This window comes from Candidatus Pelagibacter ubique HTCC1062 (assembly GCF_000012345.1).
In the GTDB taxonomy this organism is placed as follows: domain Bacteria; phylum Pseudomonadota; class Alphaproteobacteria; order Pelagibacterales; family Pelagibacteraceae; genus Pelagibacter; species Pelagibacter ubiqueversans.
The window spans coordinates 695,234-721,766 of record NC_007205.1 but is presented as its reverse complement, the minus strand read 5'-3'; the positions used below and the strand labels follow the sequence as shown (position 1 = coordinate 721,766).

Annotated in this window: 24 protein-coding genes; 11 read left to right on the top strand and 13 right to left on the bottom strand. The window is 27.0% G+C overall.

The window, feature by feature from the left end:
- Window positions 1-2 precede the first annotated feature (2 nt).
- Window positions 3-1,130, bottom strand: coding sequence for an anhydro-N-acetylmuramic acid kinase (locus SAR11_RS03720; RefSeq protein ID WP_011281904.1), 1,128 nt, complete (start codon window positions 1,128-1,130; stop codon window positions 3-5).
- A gap of 44 nt (window positions 1,131-1,174) precedes the next feature.
- Between SAR11_RS03720 and tyrS the strand changes: the two genes are divergently transcribed.
- Window positions 1,175-2,404, top strand: a complete 1,230-nt coding sequence (tyrS, locus tag SAR11_RS03715) for a tyrosine--tRNA ligase (RefSeq protein WP_011281903.1) — start codon at window positions 1,175-1,177, stop codon at window positions 2,402-2,404.
- On the opposite strand, the gene SAR11_RS03710 is transcribed toward tyrS, so the two are convergent.
- From SAR11_RS03710 to SAR11_RS03700, 3 genes are read right to left on the bottom strand one after another with little or no spacing between them, the layout of a single operon-like run.
- Window positions 2,401-4,593 carry a hypothetical protein gene (locus SAR11_RS03710; RefSeq protein WP_011281902.1) on the bottom strand — a complete coding sequence of 731 codons (2,193 nt, stop codon included), beginning with the start codon at window positions 4,591-4,593 and terminating at the stop codon, window positions 2,401-2,403. The genes tyrS and SAR11_RS03710 overlap by 4 nt on opposite strands.
- The gene (gene prfB / locus SAR11_RS03705; protein WP_080502256.1) at window positions 4,593-5,642 is read right to left on the bottom strand and encodes a peptide chain release factor 2; all 1,050 of its coding nucleotides are present in this window, start codon (window positions 5,640-5,642) and stop codon (window positions 4,593-4,595) included. Before prfB ends, SAR11_RS03710 begins: the two co-directional genes overlap by 1 nt.
- 45 nt (window positions 5,643-5,687) lie before the next feature.
- Window positions 5,688-8,021 (bottom strand): penicillin-binding protein 1A, encoded by a 2,334-nt coding sequence (locus SAR11_RS03700; RefSeq protein WP_011281900.1) that lies wholly within the window; start codon window positions 8,019-8,021, stop codon window positions 5,688-5,690.
- Window positions 8,022-8,123: 102 nt separating this feature from the next.
- On the opposite strand from SAR11_RS03700, the gene SAR11_RS03695 reads away from it, so the two are divergent.
- Window positions 8,124-9,983 (top strand): Rne/Rng family ribonuclease, encoded by a 1,860-nt coding sequence (locus SAR11_RS03695; RefSeq protein ID WP_011281899.1) that lies wholly within the window; start codon window positions 8,124-8,126, stop codon window positions 9,981-9,983.
- Here the strand turns inward: SAR11_RS03695 and SAR11_RS03690 are convergent.
- Together SAR11_RS03690 and thiS are read right to left on the bottom strand one after the other, a co-directional pair.
- Window positions 9,980-10,753 (bottom strand): thiazole synthase, encoded by a 774-nt coding sequence (locus SAR11_RS03690; protein WP_006997183.1) that lies wholly within the window; start codon window positions 10,751-10,753, stop codon window positions 9,980-9,982. The two genes, SAR11_RS03695 and SAR11_RS03690, sit on opposite strands and share 4 nt — an antisense overlap.
- Before the next feature lie 2 nt (window positions 10,754-10,755).
- Window positions 10,756-10,974, bottom strand: coding sequence for a sulfur carrier protein ThiS (thiS, locus tag SAR11_RS03685; protein ID WP_011281898.1), 219 nt, complete (start codon window positions 10,972-10,974; stop codon window positions 10,756-10,758).
- 16 nt (window positions 10,975-10,990) lie between these two features.
- Here thiS and aroQ point away from each other — a divergent pair, with 16 nt between their 5' ends.
- From aroQ to accC, 3 genes are read left to right on the top strand one after another with little or no spacing between them, the layout of a single operon-like run.
- A complete protein-coding gene (gene aroQ, locus SAR11_RS03680; protein ID WP_011281897.1) occupies window positions 10,991-11,440 on the top strand; it encodes a type II 3-dehydroquinate dehydratase in 450 nt (149 codons plus the stop codon).
- Window positions 11,427-11,852, top strand: coding sequence for an acetyl-CoA carboxylase biotin carboxyl carrier protein (locus SAR11_RS03675; protein WP_011281896.1), 426 nt, complete (start codon window positions 11,427-11,429; stop codon window positions 11,850-11,852). The genes aroQ and SAR11_RS03675 overlap by 14 nt, the downstream gene beginning before the upstream one ends.
- Window positions 11,852-13,189 (top strand): acetyl-CoA carboxylase biotin carboxylase subunit, encoded by a 1,338-nt coding sequence (gene accC / locus SAR11_RS03670; protein ID WP_011281895.1) that lies wholly within the window; start codon window positions 11,852-11,854, stop codon window positions 13,187-13,189. Before SAR11_RS03675 ends, accC begins: the two co-directional genes overlap by 1 nt.
- Here accC and SAR11_RS03665 read toward each other — a convergent pair.
- Window positions 13,186-13,593, bottom strand: coding sequence for a DUF2155 domain-containing protein (locus tag SAR11_RS03665; RefSeq protein ID WP_011281894.1), 408 nt, complete (start codon window positions 13,591-13,593; stop codon window positions 13,186-13,188). The genes accC and SAR11_RS03665 overlap by 4 nt on opposite strands.
- A complete protein-coding gene (locus SAR11_RS03660; protein WP_011281893.1) occupies window positions 13,553-13,912 on the bottom strand; it encodes an NADH-ubiquinone oxidoreductase subunit NDUFA12 family protein in 360 nt (119 codons plus the stop codon). The genes SAR11_RS03665 and SAR11_RS03660 overlap by 41 nt, the downstream gene beginning before the upstream one ends.
- Before the next feature lie 115 nt (window positions 13,913-14,027).
- Here SAR11_RS03660 and SAR11_RS03655 point away from each other — a divergent pair, with 115 nt between their 5' ends.
- On the top strand, window positions 14,028-14,849 hold the full coding sequence (locus SAR11_RS03655; protein WP_011281892.1) for a ribonucleotide reductase: 822 nt from the start codon (window positions 14,028-14,030) through the stop codon (window positions 14,847-14,849).
- 2 nt (window positions 14,850-14,851) lie between these two features.
- Here the strand turns inward: SAR11_RS03655 and aspS are convergent, their stop codons facing one another.
- Genes aspS through SAR11_RS03640 form a run of 3 tightly spaced genes read right to left on the bottom strand, consistent with a single transcriptional unit; the run spans window position 14,852 to window position 18,375 of the window.
- Window positions 14,852-16,636 (bottom strand): aspartate--tRNA ligase, encoded by a 1,785-nt coding sequence (gene aspS / locus SAR11_RS03650; protein ID WP_011281891.1) that lies wholly within the window; start codon window positions 16,634-16,636, stop codon window positions 14,852-14,854.
- Entirely contained in the window at window positions 16,637-17,299 is a 663-nt protein-coding gene (locus SAR11_RS03645; RefSeq protein ID WP_011281890.1) for a DnaA ATPase domain-containing protein, read from the bottom strand.
- Window positions 17,296-18,375 (bottom strand): hypothetical protein, encoded by a 1,080-nt coding sequence (locus tag SAR11_RS03640; protein ID WP_011281889.1) that lies wholly within the window; start codon window positions 18,373-18,375, stop codon window positions 17,296-17,298. Before SAR11_RS03640 ends, SAR11_RS03645 begins: the two co-directional genes overlap by 4 nt.
- A gap of 11 nt (window positions 18,376-18,386) precedes the next feature.
- Here SAR11_RS03640 and purM point away from each other — a divergent pair, with 11 nt between their 5' ends.
- Both purM and purN read left to right on the top strand, forming a co-directional pair.
- Window positions 18,387-19,415 carry a phosphoribosylformylglycinamidine cyclo-ligase gene (purM, locus tag SAR11_RS03635; RefSeq protein ID WP_011281888.1) on the top strand — a complete coding sequence of 343 codons (1,029 nt, stop codon included), beginning with the start codon at window positions 18,387-18,389 and terminating at the stop codon, window positions 19,413-19,415.
- Window positions 19,393-19,971 (top strand): phosphoribosylglycinamide formyltransferase, encoded by a 579-nt coding sequence (gene purN / locus SAR11_RS03630; protein ID WP_011281887.1) that lies wholly within the window; start codon window positions 19,393-19,395, stop codon window positions 19,969-19,971. The genes purM and purN overlap by 23 nt, the downstream gene beginning before the upstream one ends.
- Here the strand turns inward: purN and ndk are convergent.
- Together ndk and SAR11_RS03620 are read right to left on the bottom strand one after the other, a co-directional pair.
- Window positions 19,968-20,378, bottom strand: coding sequence for a nucleoside-diphosphate kinase (ndk, locus tag SAR11_RS03625; protein ID WP_006997196.1), 411 nt, complete (start codon window positions 20,376-20,378; stop codon window positions 19,968-19,970). The two genes, purN and ndk, sit on opposite strands and share 4 nt — an antisense overlap.
- Window positions 20,371-21,828: a leucyl aminopeptidase gene (locus SAR11_RS03620; RefSeq protein ID WP_006997197.1), complete on the bottom strand. Its 1,458-nt coding sequence runs from the start codon at window positions 21,826-21,828 to the stop codon at window positions 20,371-20,373. Before SAR11_RS03620 ends, ndk begins: the two co-directional genes overlap by 8 nt.
- Before the next feature lie 61 nt (window positions 21,829-21,889).
- On the opposite strand from SAR11_RS03620, the gene SAR11_RS03615 reads away from it, so the two are divergent.
- From SAR11_RS03615 to SAR11_RS03605, 3 genes are read left to right on the top strand one after another with little or no spacing between them, the layout of a single operon-like run.
- Window positions 21,890-23,026 carry an LptF/LptG family permease gene (locus SAR11_RS03615; RefSeq protein ID WP_011281886.1) on the top strand — a complete coding sequence of 379 codons (1,137 nt, stop codon included), beginning with the start codon at window positions 21,890-21,892 and terminating at the stop codon, window positions 23,024-23,026.
- Window positions 23,023-24,096: an LptF/LptG family permease gene (locus SAR11_RS03610; RefSeq protein ID WP_006997199.1), complete on the top strand. Its 1,074-nt coding sequence runs from the start codon at window positions 23,023-23,025 to the stop codon at window positions 24,094-24,096. Before SAR11_RS03615 ends, SAR11_RS03610 begins: the two co-directional genes overlap by 4 nt.
- Window positions 24,086-26,530, top strand: coding sequence for an LPS-assembly protein LptD (locus tag SAR11_RS03605; protein WP_006997200.1), 2,445 nt, complete (start codon window positions 24,086-24,088; stop codon window positions 26,528-26,530). The genes SAR11_RS03610 and SAR11_RS03605 overlap by 11 nt, the downstream gene beginning before the upstream one ends.
- The last annotated feature ends 3 nt before the right edge of the window (window positions 26,531-26,533 follow it).

Genomic DNA, 26,533 nt, shown 5'->3' with positions numbered 1-26,533 from the left:
TCTTAATAGTTTTTAACTAAAACTCCACCTATTGACGGTTTTTTGACATTTGTAGTATTGGGGAATGAAATTACTTTTTTAAGTGCAGACCTAATTGCAAGATAAGCAAAAGCTTGAGACTCGATGAAATCACCATCAACTTTATAATCATCAATTATTTTTAAATAAATATTTTTTGGTAGTCTTTTTCTTATGCTCTCCATTAATGAAAGGTTTTTTCTTCCACCACCACAAACTATTATTAATAACTTTTTATTTTCTTCACTGTTGATTGATTTTAAAATTGATTGATAAATTATTATTGCTGTAAAATCTACTAATGTAGATAAGCCATCCTCATATGTGAGACCTTTTACAAAACTTAAATCAAAATCTTTTATATCAAATGAAAGTTTTTTTTGATTACTTATATTGTCAAAATTATCAATCGCTTGATTTAGAATAACTTCACTTGTTTTTCCTAAATTTGATGCTTTTCCATTTTCATCATATTTCATTTGTGTGTGTCTTCTAACCCATTCATCTAAAAGACAATTACCAGGACCTACATCAAAACTTTTTAAATCTTCATTATTTTTTGAGATAACAAGAGTAATATTTGCGATACCTCCTATGTTTAAAACACAAGCAGGTTTCTCTATTTTATTCTGGTTTATAAGTAAGTTGTGAAAGATTGGAGCTAATGGAGCTCCTTGGCCGCCATTATGAATGTCATTTTCTCTAAAGTTATAAACTACATTTTTTTTTAAAAGACTTGATAGTAAATTGCCATCTCCTATTTGTTTTGATATTTTTTCCTGAGCATTGTGAAAAATTGTTTGACCGTGAAACCCAACTATATCTACATCCACTCCTGCATTCTTTATAATTTCTTTGCTAATTTTTGCATGAAATAAGGTAATTTTTCTCTCGAGCTCGTTAATTTGATAAGAATTATCTTGTAAATCTTTTATTGAATTTATCTTATCTCTTAGATTTAGTAAGTTTGAGTAAATTACTCCATCATACTCAAAATATTTATCAAATATAGGTTCATAGTTACTTTCACCATCTGATCTAATAATTGACGCATCAACCCCATCCATAGATGTGCCACTCATTAACCCTAAAGAAGTATAAAATTTTTCCATTCTTATTTTTAAAGTAAATATTGTATATTCTAGATAGCATATTTATGAATAAATTTTTAAAAGAATTTAAAGATCGTGGTTTCTTTTACCAGTGTACAGGTGAAGAAAATCTATCTCAATTATTAGATAAAGAAAAAATCAGAGCTTATATTGGTTTTGATTGTACAGCTGAAAGTCTTCACGTTGGTAGCTTACTTCAAATTATGTGTCTTAGGTTGCTACAAAAACATGGCCACCAACCAATTGTTTTATTAGGAGGGGGCACTACTAGAATAGGTGATCCATCTGGAAAAGATAAAACTAGGACAATTTTATCTGAAGACGAAATTGAAAAAAATATAAATAATATTGAAAAAATTCTAAAAAATTTTTTAGATGATAAAGATCCAGAGACAAAACCTATATTTGTTAATAACTATACATGGCTTAAAAATTTAAATTATATTTCTTTTCTAAGAGATGTTGGAAAACATTTTACAATTAACAAAATGTTGAGTTTTGACAGTGTCAAAATTAGATTAGAGAGAGAGCAGTCATTAAGTTATATGGAATTTAACTATATGATTTTACAAGCATACGATTTTTTAGAATTAAACAAAAAAGAAAAATGTATGCTTCAAATTGGTGGCTCTGATCAATGGGGTAATATTGTTAATGGAGTTGATCTTATAAAAAGATATTCAAATAATCATGTTTATGGTTTAACGACACCTCTTATTACATTGGCATCAGGTGCAAAAATGGGTAAAACTGAATCTGGAGCTGTTTGGCTAGATAAAAAATTTCTTTCATCATATGACTACTGGCAATTTTGGAGAAATATTGATGATCGAGATGTCTTAAAGTTTTTAAAAATTTTTACAGATATTAATGTTGATGAAATTGAAAATATTAAAGATGACAATATTAATGAGTTAAAAATTTTACTTGCCAACAAAGCTACTTCTATGTTGCATGGAGAAGATGAGGCAAGAAAATGCCAAGAAACAGCCAAACAAACATTTTCTGAAAATTCATTAGGTGATAATCTACCAACCACTCAAATTAATAAAAAAATGTTAGATGATAATATAAGTATTCTAGATTTGGTAATTTTATCAAAATTAGAAAGTTCTAAAAGTGAAATTCGAAGATTAATTAAAGGGAATGGAATTAAAATAAATGGTCAGGCTATTTCTGATGAAAAGTTTTTAATTACTGAAGATTTATTTAAGAGTAGTTTAATTAAACTTTCACTTGGCAAGAAAAAACATATTAAAGTTGAGTTAATTTAGTTCTTTTTAATTTTTTCTAAAGTTCTTGTTATAAATCTAGGTGTTAGTGTTTTAATTGGATTAACTGTTGTTGATAAATTCTTTGGAGGTCCTTTTATTTTAAAACTTACACCAAAAACACCTTCACCTGTTTTTTCTCCTATTAGTATTTTGCCCAGTAGTGGAATTGAAGCTATAGATCTATTTATAGTTGTTGCAGGAACCAATGTTCCTCTCAAGCTAACCAATTTCTTTGATTCAATATAACCATCCATTAATATAGAAATAGCAGGTCCAATAGCATACATTTCTTCAATATTAGTAAGACCTTTTTGACTTGAATATCTCATTTCAAAATCAGTAAATCTTATTCCCTCACCCGTTAAAAGATCTGCAATACCCTGAAGTGACGCTAGGCTTAAAAGCTTAGCAAAAACAGGTACCTCTTTAACTTTAAAGTTATCAATAATTAATACAGAATTAGAAACACCATCTTTTTTAATAGAATTAAAATTTAGATAACCTTCTTCAAATCCTTTAATAAAGTCATATCTTTTAATCAAAGGTTTCGGGTAGTTTGAAAAGAATTTTGTAATTGTTTCATTCTGGTTATTAGTTTCAATAGATAAGTTCATTTTTTTTTTGTTAGGAAAAGTAGATGCTAGATTTAATTTATCTAATTTATTATTTTTAAAAGTGAAGTATCCAGCTAAGTTTTTAGTATAATCGTTTTTATTTATATAAGCTGTGCCTATTTTAATATCAAATTTAGAATTAAAATTTTCAAAAATTGCTGTACTTTCATCATCACTCATGCTGTTGTTAATTAACTGTGTTGCATCAAAACTTTTACCATTTATGGAAAAATTAGATTTATTTTTTTTTAGCTCTAAATTGTTAAGAAGATCATTTTTATTTCGATAATTAAGTTTAATGTAACTTAAATCTTTAACTTTAAAATTTTTACTAAACATTAAATCTTTAATTAAAATTTGATTATTTTTTTCTGTTAAAGAGATATCTTTTAATATCAATTCTTTATTTTTTTTGTAAATACCTTTTAATAAAATTTCTGAACTGTTTCCTTTTTTCTTTTTATAATCTAAAAAATTTATTGTTAATGGATTATTTTTAATATTAAGGTTAGTATCAAATTTTATTTCTCCCGCATCTTTAATAACGTTGTAAGATAATTGTTCAGACTCGTCTCCAATATAGATATCTCCATCTCCCCTAATATCCAATATACCTTTTATTAATTTAATTTTAATTTTATGATCTTTAAATTTAATTTGCTCTGCATAATTAGGTAAAAAAGTTTTTAAATTAAGGGGATTTTTAACTATTTGAAAATTTTCTAAGTTCAAGTTGGTCTCTAGTTTTAAATCTTTTAATTTTAATTTTCTGTTAACATTAAAAGAAAAAATATTTATAGAATTAAAGTCAATTTTTTCTATCTCTATATTATTTAGTAAGTCTCCAAATATAGGTTTTAATTTGTTTATATCGAAATTTTGTTCTTCATTTGCCACCTCTCCATCAACAAAAAATATATCTTTCTTTTTTTCGATTTTGATTAAAGGCGATTTTAATTTTATACTATTAAGATTTGTTTCTATCTTTTTTAATGTTAGCTGATTGTTGCTTATATTAAATAAAAGGTTTAAATCATCAATTTCAACCTTATTAAAAATATTAAATTTTGCTTTTTTGACATTCCCAGTTATTTGATAGTTGTTTTTTATTTCTCCATCTAAATCAAATTTAAGATTTATATCTGTAGAAATTAATCCCTCTTTAGTAATACTATCTAAAACAAAAAGTTGTGGTGACCCTTCAACTGCTCTTGTTAATGAGATTAAATCTTTGATTTTAATTTCTTTTGTTGAAATTTTTAAATCATCAATAGAAAACTGATTACTTATAAAAGATTTTAATGAAATATTGCTAGTAATGTCTTTTAAATCTAGACTTTTATCTTCCAATAATATTTTAGGGTTTTTTGTTGAAATATTAATACTAAAATTCATTGGGTTTAATAGATAATTAACCTCATTTAATGAAAGATTAATTTTTTTATTAATTTTTGAAACATTCTTTATAATTTCTTTATTAAACTTGTCAGTTTTTACTCCATAGAGGCTCAAGTAAATAACAATTGCCGCAAGGGTTATTATTAATATTGCAAGAATTTTAACTATTCTTTTCATTATTTCACTTTATATAACGAACTTTCTAAAAAATCATCAATCTCACCGTCTAAGACTTTATCAGGATTTGAGCTTTCAAAGTTAGTTCTATTATCTTTTACCATTCTGTATGGGTGAAGTACATAAGATCTAATTTGATGACCCCAGCCAATTTCTGACTTGGAAGACTCTACTGTTTGGCTTTCTTGTTCTTTTTTTTTTAATTCAAAATCATATAGTCTTGCCTTAAGCATATTCATACAGGTATCTTTATTTTTATGTTGTGATCTTTCATTTTGACATTGAACTACTATTTTAGAAGGTAGATGGGTTATTCTTACCGCACTATCTGTAGTATTCACATGCTGCCCTCCTGCTCCACTTGATCGATAGGTGTCAATACGTAAATCTTTTTCATTAATTTCTATTTCAATATTTTCATCTACGACTGGATAAATCCAGATACTTGCAAAACTAGTGTGTCGTCTAGCTCCAGAATCAAAAGGAGATATTCTAACCAACCTATGAATTCCTGACTCAGCTTTTAACCATCCAAAAACATAATCACCCTCAATTTTAATAGTTGATGATTTTATGCCTGCTTCCTCTCCCTTATGTTCACTAATTAATTCTGATTTAAAATTCTTAATATCTGACCATTTTAAATACATTCTTCTTAACATTTCTGCCCAATCCTGGCTCTCTGTTCCACCAGCACCGGCATGAATTTCTATATAGCAATCTAAACTGTCAGTTTCATTTGACAAAAAACATTTAGTTTCATTTTTTTTAGCTAATTTTTTTAAATTTTTAATACTCTCAAGAACTTCGTTTATGACAGATTGATTTTTTTCTTCTAAAGCAAGTTCGTTCAATTCATCAAGATCAATTATTGATTTAGATGAATTTTCATATGAATTTATTAATTCTTCATATAATTTTTTTTCTTTAATAACTTTCTGAGAATTTGCTTTATCTTGCCAAAAATTAGCTTCTAATATTTTTTGGTTATTCTTTTCTAATTTTTTATGAATATCGTTTTTTTCAAAGGTACTCCTTAACTCTTTGATTGATTTTTTCTATTTCAGATTTGTAATTTAAATATTCGTTGTCCATTAGTAGAACCTTAATATATTATTATTTTTTAATCTATTATTAATATCTTTATTTGATAAATTTTCTACTTTCACTTCTTTATAAGCTTCAATAATTGTTCTTCTTGTACCAATTTCAGCTTTTTCTCCTGTAACAGGATCAATAACTTTCATTAAAATATTTTTTGCAACTTTAAACGGTCTTGCATCTTCTTTTTTTACAGCTTTTTTTACAAAACTTTTAAAAATTGGTAATGCTGTTTTTGCTCCTGTTTCATACCTTCCAAGTGATCTTGGATTATCTGAACCTACATAAACTCCTATTACTAATTTTGAAGTAAATCCTATAAACCATGTATCTGTATTTCCATTTGTTGTGCCTGTTTTTCCAGCCAAATCCAAATTTAAATCTTTTAAATTTTTTCCTGTCCCATTTTGAACAGTTCCCTCCAATATCGAGGTCATTTGATATGCTGTTTCTGGCGAAAATATTTGCTCAAAACTGTCCTTTATATTTGGATAATTGTTACTTAAGTGAGATATTTGATCACAATTTATACACTCTCTCATTTCATTATTAAAAATTGTAATCCCTTCACTGTCTTGAATTCTATCTATCATTATTGGTTTAACTAATTTTCCTCCATTAATAAATGAAGAGTATGCAGATGTTAGTTTCAATAAAGTTGTCTCTGCAGAGCCTAATGAAATTGATAAAAGCTCGCTGGGATTTTCATAAATACCAAGTTTTTTTGAAAAATTAACAATTTTTTTAACTCCAAGATCTTGTGCAATTCTGACAGTCATCAAGTTTCTAGATTTTTCTAACCCCATTCTAAGTGTTGATGGTCCATAAAATTTTTTACCGTAGTTTTCAGGTTTCCACATTTTTAAATCAGATCCTTGCTCTAAAACTAGTGGTGCATCTAGAATTAAAGTTGATGGTGTATATCCATTCTCAAGAGCTAAAGCATAAACAAAAGGTTTGAAAGCAGAACCTGGCTGTCTTAGTGCTTGTGTGGCTCTATTAAATTCACTTTTTTTAAAGCTAAATCCTCCGCTTAGAGCTAATACCCGTCCAGTAAAAGGGTCCATAACAACAATCCCTCCATTAACTTCTGGCAGTTGCCTTAAGGCAAATATATTTTTATTTATGTTTTCAGTATAAATAACATCCCCAATTTTTAATATTTCATCAAAATCTTTTTTTATCCACGAGATGTTTTCGTACTTAATAATTCCTTTTTTTTCATATTCCGTTTCAATTTCTATTGAAAATTTATCTATCTTTTTAACTATTGCTAAATCCCAATTAATTGATCTTTCTAATCTAAATTTATCTAAATCTTTATTCCATTTTTCTAAATTTTTAACATTAGTCAATGGACCACGCCACCCTTTTCGTTTATCGTATTCAATAAGACCTTGTCTCAATGAGTCAGTTGCAATTTTTTGCAAGCTAATATTAATAGGTGTACTTATATTTAATCCTTGTTTGTAAACTTTATCAAATCCTAATTTTTCAACCACATTTTTTCTAATATCTTCTACGTAGTAACTCGTATCTTCTGTAAATATTTTTTTTCTTTTTTTTAATATTATTTTTTTTGACAAAAGTTCTTTTTGATTTTGTTTGCTTATATAATTATTTTCAAACAAATTGTTTATAACGAGATCTCTTCTAAATTTTGCGAGTTCTATATTTTTATACGGGTTATATCTACTTGGAGCCTTTGGCAGAGCTGCTAATAAAGCTGCTTCTTCATAATTCAATTCACTAATTGATTTGTCAAAATATTCTAAGCTAGCAGATGCAACGCCATAAGTACCTTCACCCAGATATATTTGATTTAAGTATAGTTCTAATATTCTTTCTTTTGAAAGAGCTCTTTCTATTCTAAAGGCAAGAATTGCCTCTTTAATTTTTCTATTTAAACTTACTTCGTTTGTTAATAAAAAATTTTTTGCCACTTGTTGAGTTATTGTTGATGCACCTTCCAATCTTCTTGATGCAACTACATTGGAAATGTTATTAATTATTGCTCTTAACACTCCTTTGGCATCTACTCCTGGATGTGAATAGAAATTTTTATCTTCTGCAGATAAGAAAGCATTAATCACTTTTTCTGATATTGATTTGTAGGGTACAAATATTCGTTTTTCTGATGAAAAATCATTCACCAACTCACCATCCCCTGAGTAAACTTTACTAGAAACTGATGGTTTATAATTTTTGAGGAATTTATAATCTGGTAAATTGTTAGAAAAAGCCCACAAAACAGCTAATACAGAAAATGCAGATAACAAACCAACACTTAAAACTACTATAAATATATTTTTAATTATTCGATGCATTTTAGTTTAATATATATAAGAATTTGTTAAAGTTAAGGCATCAGAATTCAAACAAAATTTAAAATTATTTAAATATAAAATGAAACAATTAATCAAAAATATATGGAAAAAAATTTATACATTGATGCTTCGCATCCAAATGAAACAAGAGTTGTACTTAAGTCAGGTGAAAACATTGAAGACTACGAGTACGAAGGCTTAAAAAACAATTTAATAAAAAATAATATCTACCTTGGCAAGGTAAGCCGAGTAGAGCCATCTTTACAAGCTGCATTTATTGATTTTGGAAGAGATAGACACGGTTTTCTATCCTTTAACGATATTCAATCTGACTATTATCAAATACCTCAGAGTGATTTAGCAAAAATAAAAGAAGAAGAAGAAAAAGCCAGAGAAGAACTATTAAAAAAAAGTGAGCTAGAAGAACAAAAGAATATTAACGAGGGTAATCTTAATATTAATGATCCAGTTGAAGTAAAACTTGAGTCTGAATTTGAAACAAATGATCAGATAACAGAAGGGAGTGATACTCCAATTACAGATACCACTCAAGTAGATGAAGATAAAGAACAACCTTCGCCTGTACTACATGGTAGAAAACCTGAAACAAGATTTAGATCTAAAAGATATAAGATTCAAGAAGTTATAAAACCTAACCAAGTAATTTTAATACAAGTTTTAAAAGATGAAAGAGGACAAAAAGGTGCTGCGTTGAGTACTTTTATTTCTATAGCAGGTAAATATATTGTACTAATGCCCAATACACCAAAAGGTGGTGGCATATCTCGTAAAATATTTAACCCAGGAGAAAGAAAAAAAATTAGAACTATTTTAAACGATATAGTTATCCCAAAAGAAATGGGGCTTATTGTAAGAACCGCAGGATCAAACAAAACAAAAAATGATATTGATCATGATCTTCAAACTTTGATTAAAACTTGGAATGAAATTAAAGAAAATGCATTAAACTCTATAGCTCCATCATTAATCCATCAAGAAAGTGATATTATAAAAAGAACTTTGAGAGATATGTATGATGAAAGTACAAATAGTATCGTCATTGAAGGTAATGAAGGTTACAAAAAAGCCCAAAACTTTATGAAGTTAATGATGCCCTCTCATGTAAAAAAAATAAAAAAATATAGAGAAAAAGTTCCTTTATTTTTTAAAGAGAACATTGAAGAAAAATTAAATCAAATTTATGACTCAGAAATAAAACTAAAATCAGGAGGTTACCTAGTTATAAATCCAACTGAGGCACTAGTTTCAATTGACATAAATTCAGGAAGCTCTATTAAACAAAAAAATGTAGAAAGTACTGCTTTAGACACTAATCTTGAGGCAGCAGAAGAGATATCTCGACAAATAAAAATAAGAGATCTGTCTGGTCTAATTATTATTGATTTTATTGATATGTTGAGTTTTGGAAATAGAAGGTTGGTTGAGAGAAAACTTAAAGAACAATGCAGAACTGATAGGGCAAGAATTCAAATTGGAAGAATTAGTACATTTGGACTTTTAGAAATGTCTAGACAAAGATTAAGGGAAAGTGCTGTAAAATGGAAAGTTACACTTACAGATGAGTCTTTTGCGATGAAGATTCTTAAATTAGTCGAGGTTAAAGCTGTTTTAACAAAAGCAAAATTTGTAGAACTTAAGATTTGCGAAAAGATATCGGACTTTATGAAAGAAAACTTTATTGAAGATTTAAAGTATTTTGAAGAAAAAAACTTAATTAAGATCGATATAATTGCAGATAACAGTCTTATTATTCCTGAATACATAATTGACCTTCAAAACAAAACTAAAAAAACAATAGAAATAGTTCAACATATAGAAAAGTTAAAAAACCTAGAAGAGCAAAAAAAAGAAGTTAAATCTTTTGAAAGTCCTATTAAAAAAAAGCCTTATAAAAAAAAACCTTTTTTTAAAAAGAAATTTTTTAAAAAACCAGTAGCCTAGATGATTCCAGTTTTTGGAGAAGATGCGCTTCCATATATAGATTTTTCTATACGACCTGCTAAATAAGATTGTCTTCCTGCAATTACTCCATTTTTAAATGCCAATGCCATTTGAAATGGTTTTTTAGCTTTAGCGATTGCAGTATTAGCCAACACTCCATCACAACCTAACTCCATGGCAATAGCTGCGTCTGACGCTTGTCCTAAGCCAGCATCAATTATCAAAGGAAGCTTTGTTTGGCTTCTTATTATTTTTATGTTTGTTGTATTTTGAATTCCAAGTCCAGATCCTATGGGTGCTGCGAGAGGCATAATTGCACAAGCTCCTACATTCTCTAATCTTTTAGCCATTAAAGGATCATCATTACAGTAAACCATTACTCTAAATCCTTCTCTAGTTAAAACTTCTGTAGATTTTAATGTTTCAATCATATCTGGAAATAAATTTTTTTTATCTCCTAAAACCTCAAGTTTTACCAGTTTCCATCCACCAATTTCTCTTGCTAAACGTAATGTTCTAAGAGCCTCTTCAGAATTAAAGCAGCCAGCAGTGTTTGGTAAGTAAGTTATTTTTTTTGGATCAATGTAGTCCATCAATAAAGGTTTTTTTTTATCAGAAATGTTTACTCTTCTCACAGCAACAGTAACAATTTCTGCTCCAGATAATTTAATAGCTTTTGCACATTCTGCCATACTTTTATATTTTCCAGTTCCAACTATTAATCTGGAATTAAATTTTTTTTTATCAATTATTAATTTATCGTTAACCAATTTTATCCACCTCCAATAAAATGAACAATTTCTATTTTGTCATTATTTTTTAGTTTTATAGTTTTTAAATTATTTTTATCTATTATTTCTTGATTTAATTCAATTGCTACTTTTTTAAGAGGTATTTTTAGTTCTTTTAAAAAAATTAAGAGGCATAAATTTTCATTTATTGTTGAAAATTTACCATTTAATTTAATTTTTATTTTTTTTATTTTTTTCATAATGTATAAGAATTTGATGAGTAATAATATTATAATTATTAATGGTCCTAATCTTAATCTATTAGGTGAAAGAGAACAATCACAATATGGATCAATAACGTTTGATAAGTTAAAAGAAAATTGTTTAGATAAAGCTAAAGATTTAAATATTAATTTAGAATTTTCCCAGTCAAATATAGAAGGTGAAATAGTTACAACCATCCAAGAGGCTAAAAGTAAATTTGATGGTATAATTATTAATGCTGCAGGTTTTACGCATACATCTGTAGCTATCAGGGATGCTTTAGATATTTATAAAAAACCAATTATTGAACTTCACATATCAAATATATATAAAAGGGAAGAATTTAGACACAAATCTTTAATCAGCGATATTGCTACTGGTGGAATTTTTGGTTTAGGTGATAATGGTTATATTTTAGCCATAATTGCAATGCAAAACATGTTACAAAATGAAAATAGATAAAAACATTATTAAAGAATTAACTGACTACTTAAATGAATTCAATTTAACTGAAATTGAATACACTGATAAAGATACTAAGATAAAAGTATCAAAATCTAATCCAACTAGTTCAAATCAAACTGTAAGTGTTGCTGCTTCAACACCAGCCCTTGATACAGTTAAGTCGACTGTTGTGTCTGGAACTGAAGTTAAATCTCCTATTATTGGCACAGCTTATCTTGCGGCAGAACCTGGTGGTAAAAAGTTTGTAGAAGTTGGTAAAAAAATTAAAAAAGGTGAAACGGTTATGATAGTTGAGGCTATGAAAACTATGAACCATGTTCCATCAACAGCAGATGGAATTATAAAAGAAATCTGTGTAGAAGATGGCCAACCTGTTGAATACGGCCAAACTATTATCATCGTAGAGTAATGTTTAAAAAAATTCTAATTGCAAACCGAGGGGAAATTGCAGTCAGAGTTATAAGAGCTTGCAAAGAATGGGGTATAGCAACTGTCGCTGTTCATTCTGATGTTGATAAAGATAGTATGCATGTAAGACTGGCGGATGAAAGTGTATGCATTGGCTCACACCAACCTGCAAATAGTTATTTAAATATCCCAGCTTTGATGTCAGCAATAGAACTTACAAAAGCAGAAGCAGTTCACCCTGGATATGGTTTTTTATCTGAAAATGCAAATTTTGCTAAAGTACTAGAGGAAAATAATATTAAATTTATTGGTGCTTCTTCAAAACTCATAGAGATGATGGGAGATAAAATTCAAGCAAAAAAAATTGCAAAAGAACATGGTCTACCTGTTATTGAAGGTTCTGAAGGCGGAATAACAGACGTAAAGACAGCCAAAGAACTTTGTAAAAAAATAGGCTTTCCAGTTCTAATTAAAGCATCCGCCGGTGGTGGGGGCAAGGGAATGAAAATCGTTCGTAAAGAAGAAGAATTTGAAACATTATTTTCAACAGCAAAGTCTGAAGCACAAAAATATTTTGGCAATGATGAAATTTATATTGAGAAATTTTTCCAAAATCCAAGACATATTGAAGTTCAGGTATTATCTGGAAAAAATAGAACAGTACATTTACATGAAAGAGACTGCTCAGTTCAAAGAAGACATCAAAAATTAATAGAAGAAACTCCTAGTCCAGTTTTAACAGATCAGATCAGAAAAGATCTTTTTGAAAGAACTGTAAATATGGTTAGTAAAATTGGTTATGAGGGGGCTGGAACTGTTGAATTTATATATGAAGATGGAAAATTTTATTTTCTAGAAATGAATACCCGAGTTCAAGTGGAGCATCCTGTAACTGAAATGGTAACTGGGATTGATATTATTAAAGAGCAAATTTGGATAGCATATACTGGTGAAACAGCTTTAAAACAAAGTGACATTAATCCTAGAGGGCATGCAATAGAATGCAGAATTAATGCAGAGGATGCGAGTAAAAATTTTCAACCTTCTCCTGGAACTATAGGAATGTGTCACCAACCATCAGGTTTTAGAACAAGAGTAGATGGTGCAATTTTTCAAGGTTATAAAGTTACACCATTTTACGATAGTATGATTTGTAAAGTTATCACACACGGAAGAAATAGAACTGAAGCAATACAAAGAATGAATCGATCTTTAGATGAATTTGTCATTGAAGGAATAACAACAACGATACCTCTTCATAAAATTTTACTAAATCATAAAAAATTTATTGAGTCAGACTTTAATGTTAGCTGGCTAGATAATGAAAAAGTATTCTAATAACATCTTGTTAACCAAATATCATACACTGGGTGATCAAAAGGATTTACCGCAGGACTAGATGAAAAAGTCCACCCATTAAATATAAACACTTCGTTGTTATCATTTTTAATCGTGTCTTTAACTTGAATATAAACTGTAATTTCTGGGTTGTCATCAAATTCAGAGTTTTTGCATTTGAGACTTTTTATTAACAAACTTTTAAATCTTAGCTCCTCTCCTATCTTTAATTTTAAAAGATCGGTCTTTGAACTTACTTTATCTAAAATTTTTATTTCAACAAATTTTCCTTCGTTATTTTCATTAGCTATTAGGGGTGATGATAAGCTTGTTAAAAAAAAATAAATTAAAAGAAATAAGAAACTAACTTTTCCAGATTGTATATTTTTTTTTAATAGGATCATTATTTTTATTAGGATGATAGGCATTCTCAGTACCCGTTTGATTTGATTGATGCGGTTTTTGCCAATCATATTTTTTCAATTCATGATTGTTTTCAATTCTATTATTAGTGAAATGCATCCAAGAGAACCATTCATTAGGGATTTTCGATGCATCAATTTCATCATTGTAAATCACCCATCGTTTTCCAGATTTACTTTCGTAATATTTGTTGCCACTAGAATCTTTTCCAGCAAGTTTTCCGTAAAAAATAGTTTTTAATTTTGTACCTAGTGTTTCTTGGTTCCACCAAATGAAAATTTTTTTTAAAAGTGTCAACATATTATTTTATTAATTCTTCAATCCTAAATTGTATTATTTAAATTAGACTAAAGTAAGGATTTGTATATAAATTAATTATCTTACGATTCAAAATAAAAAATTAATTAAAGGAAAAATGGCAAAATATTTAGTAGAAACTTATTATACTTGTAGCTTTAAAGTTAATCATTATCTGGATGATATTAATGAAGCAGAGTTAGCAAATCTTGAAAAACGGGACGATGGAAAATTTGAAGTTTTAGACGTTAAACTTGATACAAGAAAAACAAAAAGTTTAGATGCAAATAATAAAGTAACCGAAACTAAAAAAATAGATATTATTACTGAGCAAAGCAAACCTAAGGTCATTTCAAAAGAAAATAATACTAATTTTGTTAAAAAAATTAACGAGGGTGTCAGTAAAAGATTTAGTATGCCTGATAGAAGAAAAGGTTACATCCAAAAAGCGACAATTGGTGACCATAAAGTTTATCTCCATACTGGTGAATATGAAGATGGTAAAATTGGAGAAATTTTCATAGACACAAGTAAAGAGGGTGAACTGGTAAAAGCTTTGATGAACAATTTTGCAATAGCAATTTCACTTGGACTTCAATATGGCGTTCCTTTAGATGAGTTCATCAGTGCTTATGTTGATACTAAATTTGAACCATCTGGAAAAGTACACGGTAATGACAGAATAATGAGTGCTTCTTCAATACTTGATTATATTTTTAGAGAATTAGCAATTTCATATCAAAATAGAGAAGATCTTGCTCACACTCCATCAATTGGTGGATCAGATAGATCTTTACCTGAGGAAGAAAATACTGAGGATCAAAATCAATTACTTAAAATTATAAAAGATGTTACTAGCAAAGGTTTTGTTAGAAATAACTACAAAAAAAATCTTGTTGATTTATCTGACGTTAAGATAAGCTTAAAAGGTAAAAAGTAATATTATTTTTTCAGTTTTAAAGCTAAACCAAGCTCTTTAAGTTGCTCTTCGTTAACGTTTGATGGAGCGTTCATCATTAAGTCTTGAGCATTTTGATTCATTGGGAACATTGTAACTTCTCTAATATTCTTTTCATTTGCTAATAGCATTACAATTCTATCGATACCAGGTGCTATACCACCATGAGGTGGGGCTCCATAACTTAAAGCATTGATCATTCCACTAAATTTTTCATCAACTTGTTCTTTTTGATATCCAGCAATCGAGAAAAGCTTATACATTAATTCTGGCACGTGATTTCTAATTGCACCTGAAGATAGCTCTATCCCATTGCAAACAATATCGTACTGGTAGGCTTTAATATTAAGAGGATTATCAAAATCAATATCTTTTAAGTCTCCTTGAGGCATTGAAAATGGATTGTGACTAAATTCAATTTTATTAGTTACTTCATTTTTTTCAAACATTGGATAATCAACAACCCAACAAAATGCGAAAGTATTTTCATCAATTAATTTTAAATCTTTAGCAATTTTATCTCTAGCTAAAGAGGTTATTTTTTCAACATCATTTATTTTTCCACAAGCAAAAAATATACTATCCCCTATTTCAGCTCCAGTGATTTTCATAATTTCCTCTAGTGCTTCTTTAGAAAAAAATTTTCCCACCGGTCCTCTTGCTGAAATATTTTCTTCTTTTTCAATTGTAAAATAAGCAAGACCAGACGCCCCTTGTTCTTTTGCCCACTTATCAATATTATCAAAAAAACTCCTAGGTTTATCTTTTGTATTTTTTGTTACTATACATCTCACTTTAGAACCAGATTTTACAAGCTTTTTAAATATCTCAAACGTAACATCATCACGTATAAAAATGTTTGATAAATCTGAAATTATTAATGGGTTTCTTAAATCTGGCTTATCTGATCCATACTTAAGCATAGATTCCTCATAAGGTATTCTTGGAAATTTTTCATACATCAATTTTTTTTCAGAAAATTTTTTAAAAACATTGACTATTAGTTTTTCAACAACTTGAAAGACATCTTCTTGTTCAACAAAAGACATTTCTAAATCAAGCTGATAAAATTCACCTGGACTTCTATCTGCCCTTGCATCTTCATCTCTAAAGCATGGAGCTATTTGAAAATATTTATCAAAACCAGAAACCATTATAAGTTGCTTAAATTGTTGTGGCGCTTGTGGCAGTGCATAAAATTTTCCAGGATTTAGTCTACTTGGTACTAAAAAATCTCTTGCACCTTCAGGGCTAGAGGATGTTAATATTGGTGTTTGGAATTCCAAAAACCCAAGTTTAGACATCTCGCTTCTAATAAAAGAGATAACTTTTGACCTTAAAATAATATTGTCATGAATTTTTTTTCTTCTTAGATCTAAGAATCTATACTTGAGTCTAATTTCTTCAGCATACTCTTGATCACTAAAAACTGGCATTGGTAACTCTTTGCAAGTACCCAGTACTTCAAATGAATTTATATTAACTTCAATCTCTCCAGTTTGAAGATCGGTGTTAATAGTTTCTTTTGTTCTCTCTACAACCTTACCATTTATCTTGATTACGCTTTCTAATTGAATTTTTTCTAATGAATTAAAATTTTGGTTACTTTTATCTATGATGCATTGAGTCATTCCATAATTGTCTCTTAAATCTATGAACAGTAAATTTCCATGATCTCGTTTTTTGTTTATCCAGCCTGATAAAACAACATCTTTACCCCTACTATCTATTGTTAACTCACTACATGTATGTGTTCTATATTTATTCACTTATTCCTCAAGAGCTTCATTAATAATTTTAAAATCGATAGATTTCTTTTTTTTTAAACTAATCTTGTCAATTTTATATATGAATTCAAATATTTTGCCATACGATCTCTCAATTCTTTTAATAATAAAGTTAATCAGCTTTTTATCTAAAGTAATTTGTCTGTCTGATAAATTTTTTAATATTAATGCAAACATTAGCTCATCATCAGGGTTTTGAATATTTGCAAAAAGACAGTTCTTTGTTCTAGATCGAAGATCTTCAAGTTTAAAATTGATCTCAGATATTGGTTTCATTGATGTGACTATCAAAAACTTATTATCTTGATCTATTATATTAAAAAGTGAATAAATCAGCTTCTCATTTATATTTAAATTTAAATCCTCTAAAACAATATTTTGGTAAGGTTTAATGGATTTAATATTTTCATCATTTAATGAATTAACATCAATCCTAATGCCATTAAATTTTTTCAAAAAAATATTAACCAGGTGACTTTTTCCAGAGAATTTTTCACCATTAATGTTTAAAAAATTTTTTTCCCACTTTGGCCATTTGTTAATCATTTCAAAAGCATAAAAATTACTCTTTCCAACATAAAAATCATCATCTTTAAAGTTTTGTTCATAATTAAAATCTAATAATAATTGATTTAAATTTTTCATTTTAATATCCACATATTATTCTTAATTTCTAATTCAAGGTTCTTTTCTTTCATGTCATTTAAAAATATATTAGGTGTGCCATTATAAGTAATTTTATATTGAATAATCTCACTATTAAAATTCAAAATACTAAAGTCAGAAACTAAATCTAAACTATAAAGCACCTGTTCCAACTCTATAATTTTTTTAGTTTTTTTGGAATTAATAGATATTGTTAAAGGAAGTTTTATGGAAGTATTAATTTCATTATTTTTTTTCCATTGATCTTCATAAAGCTGTTTTAAATTTTCAACAATATTAGAAAAGTCATTATTATTCAAAACATCTAATTTGGGATAGTTCTTATTTTGAATTTTCAAGCTGTTATTTAAATTAATTTTTGAAAGTGTTCTTATTCTGTTGCTTTCTTTATATATTATCAAAATTATATTATCTTTAATATCATATTTATTAATTAGATTTGAAAAATCATAAGTTTCAATATCTTTTGAGATTTTTTGTAACTCTATCAAATCTTCAATATCTTCACTTGGTAATAAATAATCTAACAAATCATAAGAGTTTTTTTGTTCATTCCATTTATCGTAAAAAATATTGTTATTAAAAAGATATATATTGTTATTTTTTGTTTCTATAAGGATAGGAAATAATAGGACCTTATTTCTTTGGGGTATTGATGGAAAAATATTTTTATTTTCTAAAAATTTAAGAATTTTTTTTTTATTAAATGTTGTTTCTAAATTTGCAAAATACTCATTATTTATAAATTTTTCATCACTAATGGTGAAAGAATCAATCATGCCCTTAATTTCTTTTATAGAAACATTTTTAATCTTTTTTCTATCACCAGAGGTTGCAATCATTGAAATCAAATCAGAAAAGGAAGTATGAAATCCTTTGTCAATAACGTTATTTTTTTCAAAATTTAATTCAAATGGAGAGGATATTTCAATTTTAGATACCCTAAATGCATTTGCATTTGAATAAGTTGTGGAAAAAAATACTATTAATAGAGAGAATGAAATAAAATAAATATATACATTCAGTAATTTATAAAATTTATTAATTATTTGCATATACTATACTAATGAAAAAAGAAAAATTTACCTATGAAAAAAGTGGTGTAAACATAAATGCTGCTGATAATTTTGTTAAATTTATATCGTCAATATCATCAAACAAAAAAGGCCAAAAAAAGTTTAATAATATTGGTGGCTTCGGCTCTATAACTAATATTCCAAAAAATCTTAAAAATCCTAAAATTGTAGCTTGCACTGATGGTGTTGGTACAAAAGTAGAGATTGCCAATTTACTCAATAAATATGACACAATTGGCATTGATTTAGTTGCTATGAGTGTAAACGACCTAATTGTTCAAGGAGCAAGACCACTTTTATTTTTAGATTATATTTCTATTAATAAAATTGATTTAAATAAATTAAAATTGATCCTCAAAGGAATAGTAAGAGGCTGTAAAATTTCAAACTGTGAATTGGTTGGTGGCGAAACAGCAGAAATGCCAGGTACCTATGAAAAAGGTAAATTCGATATAGCAGGTTTTGCGGTAGGTTTGGTTGATGAAAAGAAAATACTATCAAAGAAGAATATAAAAAAAAATGACTTAGTGCTGGCTATACCATCTAGTGGTGTTCACTCAAATGGTTATTCTTTAGTTAGACATGTGCTTAATAAAAAAAAGATTAATTTAAAAAATAATTCATTTTTAAAAAAAGAATTACTAAGACCTACAAAAATTTATGTCAAAGAAGTTCTAAATTTAATTGATAACAATCTTTTAAATGGATGTGCAAACATTACTGGAGGTGGCCTAGCAGATAATATTAAGAGAGTTATTCCAGATAAATTAGTCGCTGATATAGATTTAAATAAAGTTAGAACTAAAAAAATTTTTAAATGGTTGAAGCAAAATAACATTGATGATGAGGAAATGTTAAAAACATTCAACTGTGGAGTTGGTTTTTGTTTAATAGTTAATCCTAAAAACTTAAATAAAATTACTAAATTTTTTACAAAGGAATTTAAACCCTATGTTATTGGAAAAATAACTGCAGGAAAATATAAAGTAAAACTTCATGGTAAAATTGACTGGTCCTAAAAAGATTAAAACAGCAGTATTTATATCTGGAACTGGAAGTAATTTAAAAAATTTAATAAAATTTTCTAAAATAAAAAATTCACCTATATCTATAGATTTAATTGTTTCAAATACTTCAAAAGCCAAAGGTTTAAAATTTTCAAATCAATTTAATATTAAAAAATATGTATCAAGCTTTAAAAACTATAAAATAGCTGAAACAAAAATATTAAATTTATTAAAAAAAGAAAATATAAAGTTTATTTGCCTTGCAGGCTTTATGAAGATTTTATCTAAAAGTTTTATTAAAAAATTTAGTGGAAAAATAGTTAATATACATCCTTCTTTACTGCCAAAGTATAAGGGGCTTGATACTCATTTTAAAGCAATACAAAATAAAGATAAGGTAGCTGGTTGTACTGTTCATTTTGTAACAGCGAAACTTGATTCAGGAAAAATAATTCTGCAAAAGAAAGTTAAAATTTCAAAAAAAGATACTTCTATTTCTTTAGCTAAAAAAGTTCTAAAACAAGAGCACAAGCTCTATCCAGCGGCTATAAAAAAATTATTTAATTAATCTTTAAAGAAAAAATTAATTTCAATTTTAGCATTTTCAACACTATCAGAACCATGTACAGAGTTTTTATCAATAGAAATTCCATATTTTTTTCTTATAGTTCCTTCTGCAGCATCTTCTGGTTTAGTTGCACCCATCAATTCTCTGTTTCCTAAAACTGCATTTTCTTTTTCAAGTATCATCACGACAATTGGGCCTGAAGACAAATAAGCACATAAATCATTATAAAAAGGTTTAGTTTCATGAACTTTATAAAATTGTTCTGCTTCTGCTTTTGTTATCTGAATTTTTTTATCTTTAATAATTTTAAAACCTTTATCCGTAAACATTTCTTTGATTTCATTATCTAAATTTCTTTCAACAGCATCAGGTTTAATGATTGATAGTGTTTGTTCTATATTACTCATAATTATCCTCTATTAGTTGGTTTAATAATCTTACTCCATAGCTAGTTGCACCACCTGAATTTAAAGCACCACCATATTTTGAAAATGCCATACCAGCTATATCTAAATGTGCCCAAGGTGTTTTATTTAAAATAAATCTTTGTAAAAATTGTGCTGCAGTTGTGGATCCTGCGCCACCTACATAATTTATATTTTGCATATCTGCATTTTTTGAGTCTATAAGTTTGTCAAAGTTTTTATGCAATGGCATTCTCCATAATTTTTCTTCAACTTTATCACCCGCTTCTAATAATTGTTTTGACAATTTATCATCATTTGAAAATAGACCTGCATATTCAGAGCCTAATGAAACTATAATAGCACCTGTTAAAGTTGCTAGATCAACCATAAACTTAGGTTTAAATTTTTTCTCAGTAAAAGTTAAAGCATCAGCCAAAACTAATCTACCTTCAGCATCTGTATTTAATACCTCTATTGTTTTACCACTATAAGATTTTACAATGTCTCCAGGTCTTTGTGCGTTTCCACTAACCATGTTCTCAACAAGCCCTACAACACCAACAGCATTTATTTTTGCTTTTCTTATTGCTAAATTTTTCATTAAACCCACCACAGTAGCTGAGCCTGCCATATCATAAGTCATGTCTTCCATGAACTTTGCTGGTTTTAAAGAGTAACCTCCAGTGTCAAAACAAACACCTTTTCCAACAAAAGCTAAAGGATTAGAATTATTTTTTGCTCCATTCCATTCCATTGTTACAAGATATGATCCTCTAATACTACCTTGCCCTACACCAAGTAACGCATTCATTCCAAGTTTTTTTAATTTTTTTTCATCATAGATATTTATTTTCAATCCAAATTTTTTAAGTGTATTTATTCTTTTTGCATATTCATCAGGGTGTAAAACATTACCTGGTTCAGACACAAGGTCTCTTGCAAAAAAACTTCCTTCTTCTAGAGCTTTAAATCTTAAATGATCTTGAATAGATATTTTATTTTTGTTTCCTATAACATTTATGAGAACAGTTTCTTTGTTTTTTTTAGATTTATAAATATTAAATTCATATGATTTTAATTTGAGTCCATGCAGAAAGTAACCAACAAAATTTTTAATTTTATTATTAATCGTATCTGAATTTACAAAGTATTCTTTTTTCTTATCATTATTAATATAACTATGAAATTTAGCTCCTAAATTTTCTATATCTGATATTTTTATATCTTTCTTAATGGATACTAAAAATACTGTCTTTTTTGAATTAACTTCAAAAGAAAGTAAATCTTTTTTCAAATCACTATTTTTTAATAAATCAGATATGTAAGAAAATTCTAAATTTGATAGATATTTTTTTAAATTGTTAATATTGAATTTTTCATCAACAAATAAGACAAGGTTGGCTAAGTCTTTTTTTGAACTTATTTTTTTGTAATTAATTTGAATAGTCATAAATTTTAAATACACTCTATGCGAGTTGAGTGGTATATAAGAGCTAATTTACTGTATTTCAATGAAAAAAATTGTTTATAAAAAATTATCTAAAGATTGTGTAAATTTTTTCTTATTAGTTGTATTTACCATCAGTATAATTATTTGGGTATTGCAGGCAGTTAATTATCTCGATTTTGTTATAGAGGACGGTCATGGTTTTCTTGTATATTTTAAATATACATTACTTAGCTTTCCTAAAATAATTAGTAGAATTTTTCCCTTTGCTATATTTTTGGCATTTTCATACATATTATTAAAGTATGAGAATAAAAATGAGCTAGTTATATTTTGGAATTTTGGAATTAAAAAAATTAATTTTATAAATTTTTTTATAAAATTTTCTCTCTGGTTCGTACTTATTAGTTTATTATTGAATGCTGTAATAACTCCTTTTGCTCAAGATAAAGCAAGATCCTTTATAAGATCATCTAACTTAGATTTTTTTGAAAGTGTTCTCAAACCTAAAAAGTTTATAGATATTATTGGAAATTTGACAATTTACTTTGATGAAAAAAATAAAAAAGGTGAATTAATAAATATATTCTTAAATGAAAAAACAGATATTAATAACTCACAAACTACTTTTGCTAAAACTGCAATAGTAAATATAGACAATAATAAAAAGATATTAACATTATATGATGGTAAATCTATCAATGTCATAAATGGGAAAATTTCAGAATTTGAATTCTCAAAAACTGATTATAATATTTCAAAATTTAATTCTAACACAATTACCTACCAAAAGACACAAGAAGCAAAAACAATAAATTTAATTAAATGCTCTTTATTTTTTAATGGTTCAATAATTAATTCTACAAATATAGAAATAGAAAATATTAAAAACTGTAGATTAGATAATTTAAAGAATGTCTATAAAGAGCTATACTCAAGATTGGTAAAACCTTTATATATAACTTTTCTAATTTCAATTTCGCTTTTATTTATATTAAAATCTAAAAGTGACCATTCATTTAATATTAATAAATTTAAGATTTATTTATTTGCTTTTCTTTTTATTATTTTTTTAGAATCATCTTCAAAATTAATAAGTACGAATTTAATGCAGAACATATTTCTTTCAATTTTTCCATTAATCTTAACATTAATTATCTATCTCTATTTTGTAATAAAATTAAAAATTAATAAAGTATGAAAACCTATATTAAATTTTTAATTAACCTTTTTAACATCTCATTATTAAAAATTTTTATTACTTTTTTTATTATCATTTTAATTACAAATATCCTTGAACAAATTGAATTTTTTAAAAATATAGATTTAAGTTTTTTTTATCTTTTCTTTTTGTCTTTATTAAATACACCTTCGGTCTTATTTGAAATACTTCCTTTTATTTTTTTGTTGGGCACTCAAGTATTTTTTATTCATCTTATTGACAAAAATGAACTACAGGTCTTTAAGTACTCTGGTTTAAATAATATAAAAATCATAAAAATTTTAGGTTTATATTCATTCATTCTTGGCATTATTATGGTTATTTTTTTTTATAACGGATCATCTATTTTAAAAAACTCATATCTATTAATTAAAAATAACTATTCAGGTGATAATAAGTATTTAGCTGTTATCACTGAAAATGGTCTTTGGATCAAAGATGAAATAAATGACAATATAAACATAATTAATGCCCGCCAGGTCAACAATGAATTTTTACTCAATGTTTCCATAACAAAGTTCAATAAAGATTTTGATTTAGTTGAAGTATTACAAAGTGAAAGAGTTGATATTACATCAAAAAAATGGAAAATATTTAATCCAATAACTCTAAAAGGTAATTCACAAAGTACTTTGAATGAATTGATATTACATTCAAATTTTGACTTACAAAAAATAAATAGCTTATTTTCAAACCTTTCTTCTTTAAGTATAATTGATTTAATTACATTAAGAAAAAGTTATATGTCTTTAAATTATTCTGTAACTGATATAAATTCTCACTTATTGAAAATTGTCTCTTATCCAGTTTACTTAACTCTAATTACAATTTTTTCTGCTATTATTATGTTTAACATTGGCTACCAAAAAAATACCTTTTATAAGATTACATTAGGGATTTTTTTGTCTGTAATTATTTACTATATTAATAATTTTTTAAGTGTCCTAGGCACAAATGAAAAAATTCCTGTAACACTTTCAATTTTTTTGCCTTTAATTATATTATCAATAATAAATTTCATCTCTATAATAAAGTTAAATGAAAAATAAATTTATAGCTTTCTTTCTTGTGATCTTATTTACTATATCTAATTTTAGTCGAGTTCTTGGAGAAGAATTTATTTTTGAAATTTCTGATTTAGAAATTACTGAAAATGGAAATATATATAAAGGCAATAACAGAGGTACAATTAGAACTGATAGTCAGCTTAAATTAATATCAGACAACTTTGAGTATTTAAAAGAAATCAATAGACTGGAAGCAAATGGTGATGTTCAGCTTTTTGATTTAAATAACAACATAACCATTAACGCTCAACAAATTTTTTATCTTAAGAATGAAGAAAAAATTTTCACAGTAGGTAAAACATTAATTAAAATTTCAAATAAATACGATATTGAAGGTTTTGATTTAATTCTTTTTAAAAATAAGATGATTTTATCATCTAAAAAAAATGCAATTATTACCGATAATGAGTCTAATACTTATAAACTTGAGCAGTTTCAATACTCTATTAATCAAGAAATTCTTAAGGGTGAAAATATAGTAGCTATAACTAGTGATAAAGAAAATAAAAGTGATGAATTTTTTCTTAAAACTGGTTTTTTTGACTTAAAAAAAAATGAATTTTTAGGAAAAGATATTACTGCAAACTTCCACAAAGATTTATTCGGGGATAACGAGAATGATCCAAGAATAAGTGCAGTTTCAGGATTTGGAGACAAGATTAATACCTACTTTAAAAAAGGTGTTTTTACATCATGTAAAAAAACAGATAAATGTCCCCCCTGGAAAATTACATCAGATGAAATTCACCATGATAAAATTAAAAAACAAATTAATTATAAAAATGCTTGGTTAGAAATATATGATTTTCCCGTTGTTTATTTTCCTAAATTTTTTCATCCAGACCCATCTGTAAAAAGACAATCTGGTCTTTTAAAGCCTGAATTTAGCAGCTCAAACAATCTTGGTAGCTCAGTTTATGTGCCATATTTTTTGGCCATATCTGAAGATAAAGACCTAACAATAAAACCAAGACTCTTTGAAGATAATAAATTTTTATTACAAAATGAGTATAGACAAAAAACAAAGAATTCACTTACAATAGCCGATTTTAGCCTTGTTAATGGCCATAACTCTAGCGCTCAAGACAAGGGGGGTACAAGGTCTCATCTTTTCACTAATACGTTAGTAGATTTGTCGTTGGACAACTTCAAAAAAAGCATGCTTCAAATTAACTATCAAAAAGTATCAAATGATAACTATTTGAAGTTATTTGATTTACAATCCCCCCTTCTACTAGATGACAATAGTGTGCTTGAATCTAAAATTCAATTTGATCTAGAGCATGAGAGCTATGATCTAACAACCTCATTTGAAATGTACGAAACTTTAAATGGCTCCAATAGCGATAGATATCAATATGTACTACCTAGTTATAATTTTTCAAAAAATTTTAGTTTTAATAATATTGATGGCAGTTTTAATCTCAATTCATATGGAAATAACACTTTAAATGATACGAATGTTGTTGGATCTACAATTTCAAATGATTTAATTTACTCTGCTTTAAGTAAATTCTTTGATAATGGAATTAAAACAAATTTTGAAATTGCTTTGAAAAATATCAATACTGTTGGTAAAAATAACCCTACATATAAAAATAGTCCACAATCAGAATTAATGAGCGCATATACATATAATGCTTCATTGCCACTAATTAAAAAAAATTCCACAACATTCGATACTTTAGAACCAAAGCTGTCTTTAAGGTTTAGCCCCCATGAAATGAAAAATAATAAAAACGAGTCTAGAAGAATTGATATTAGTAATGTTTTTTCTTCTAATCGATTAAGTTTAGGAAACTCATTTGAGTCCGGTGAGTCTATTACATTGGGCTTAAACTTCAAAAAAGAAAAAGTTAACGTTGATAATAAAATAGATAAAATTGAAGAATATATTGATTTTAAACTTGCATCAGTTTTTAGATTAGATGAAGAAAAGAATATACCTACAAGTAGTACTTTAAATAAAAAAAACTCCAATATATTTGGGGAATTTAATTTTAAACCTACTAGAAATATTTCATTAGGCTACAATTTTTCTTTAACAGATGATTTGAATACTTTTGAATACAATTCTTTAATAACTAAAATAGAATTTGGAAATTTTATTACTCATTTTGATTATTTAGAGGAAAGAGGTGCTGTTGGCAGTACAAATATAATTGAAAATACAACAAAATATAACTTTGATGATCAAAATTCTATATCATTTAACACAAGAAGAAATCGAAAGCTTGATTTAACAGAGTACTATGATTTGGTGTATGAGTATAAAAATGATTGTTTGGTTGCAGGTATAAAATATAAGAAGAATTATTATAATGATGCTGATATTAAACCAGTTGAAGAATTATTTTTCTCTATAACTATTGTTCCACTTGGAACTTTTTCACCAGATAAAATGGCTTTAAAATAGGAT

Coding starts and splice junctions, on each gene's coding strand:
- SAR11_RS03720 (WP_011281904.1), bottom strand. CDS start 1,130: ATGGAAAAATTTTATACTTCTTTAGGGTTAATGAGTGGCACATCTATG.
- tyrS (WP_011281903.1), top strand. CDS start 1,175: ATGAATAAATTTTTAAAAGAATTTAAAGATCGTGGTTTCTTTTACCAG.
- SAR11_RS03710 (WP_011281902.1), bottom strand. CDS start 4,593: ATGAAAAGAATAGTTAAAATTCTTGCAATATTAATAATAACCCTTGCG.
- SAR11_RS03700 (WP_011281900.1), bottom strand. CDS start 8,021: ATGCATCGAATAATTAAAAATATATTTATAGTAGTTTTAAGTGTTGGT.
- SAR11_RS03695 (WP_011281899.1), top strand. CDS start 8,124: ATGGAAAAAAATTTATACATTGATGCTTCGCATCCAAATGAAACAAGA.
- thiS (WP_011281898.1), bottom strand. CDS start 10,974: ATGAAAAAAATAAAAAAAATAAAAATTAAATTAAATGGTAAATTTTCA.
- aroQ (WP_011281897.1), top strand. CDS start 10,991: ATGAGTAATAATATTATAATTATTAATGGTCCTAATCTTAATCTATTA.
- SAR11_RS03675 (WP_011281896.1), top strand. CDS start 11,427: ATGAAAATAGATAAAAACATTATTAAAGAATTAACTGACTACTTAAAT.
- accC (WP_011281895.1), top strand. CDS start 11,852: ATGTTTAAAAAAATTCTAATTGCAAACCGAGGGGAAATTGCAGTCAGA.
- SAR11_RS03665 (WP_011281894.1), bottom strand. CDS start 13,593: ATGATCCTATTAAAAAAAAATATACAATCTGGAAAAGTTAGTTTCTTA.
- SAR11_RS03660 (WP_011281893.1), bottom strand. CDS start 13,912: ATGTTGACACTTTTAAAAAAAATTTTCATTTGGTGGAACCAAGAAACA.
- SAR11_RS03655 (WP_011281892.1), top strand. CDS start 14,028: ATGGCAAAATATTTAGTAGAAACTTATTATACTTGTAGCTTTAAAGTT.
- SAR11_RS03645 (WP_011281890.1), bottom strand. CDS start 17,299: ATGAAAAATTTAAATCAATTATTATTAGATTTTAATTATGAACAAAAC.
- SAR11_RS03640 (WP_011281889.1), bottom strand. CDS start 18,375: ATGCAAATAATTAATAAATTTTATAAATTACTGAATGTATATATTTAT.
- purM (WP_011281888.1), top strand. CDS start 18,387: ATGAAAAAAGAAAAATTTACCTATGAAAAAAGTGGTGTAAACATAAAT.
- purN (WP_011281887.1), top strand. CDS start 19,393: ATGGTAAAATTGACTGGTCCTAAAAAGATTAAAACAGCAGTATTTATA.
- ndk (WP_006997196.1), bottom strand. CDS start 20,378: ATGAGTAATATAGAACAAACACTATCAATCATTAAACCTGATGCTGTT.
- SAR11_RS03620 (WP_006997197.1), bottom strand. CDS start 21,828: ATGACTATTCAAATTAATTACAAAAAAATAAGTTCAAAAAAAGACTTA.
- SAR11_RS03615 (WP_011281886.1), top strand. CDS start 21,890: ATGAAAAAAATTGTTTATAAAAAATTATCTAAAGATTGTGTAAATTTT.
- SAR11_RS03610 (WP_006997199.1), top strand. CDS start 23,023: ATGAAAACCTATATTAAATTTTTAATTAACCTTTTTAACATCTCATTA.
- SAR11_RS03605 (WP_006997200.1), top strand. CDS start 24,086: ATGAAAAATAAATTTATAGCTTTCTTTCTTGTGATCTTATTTACTATA.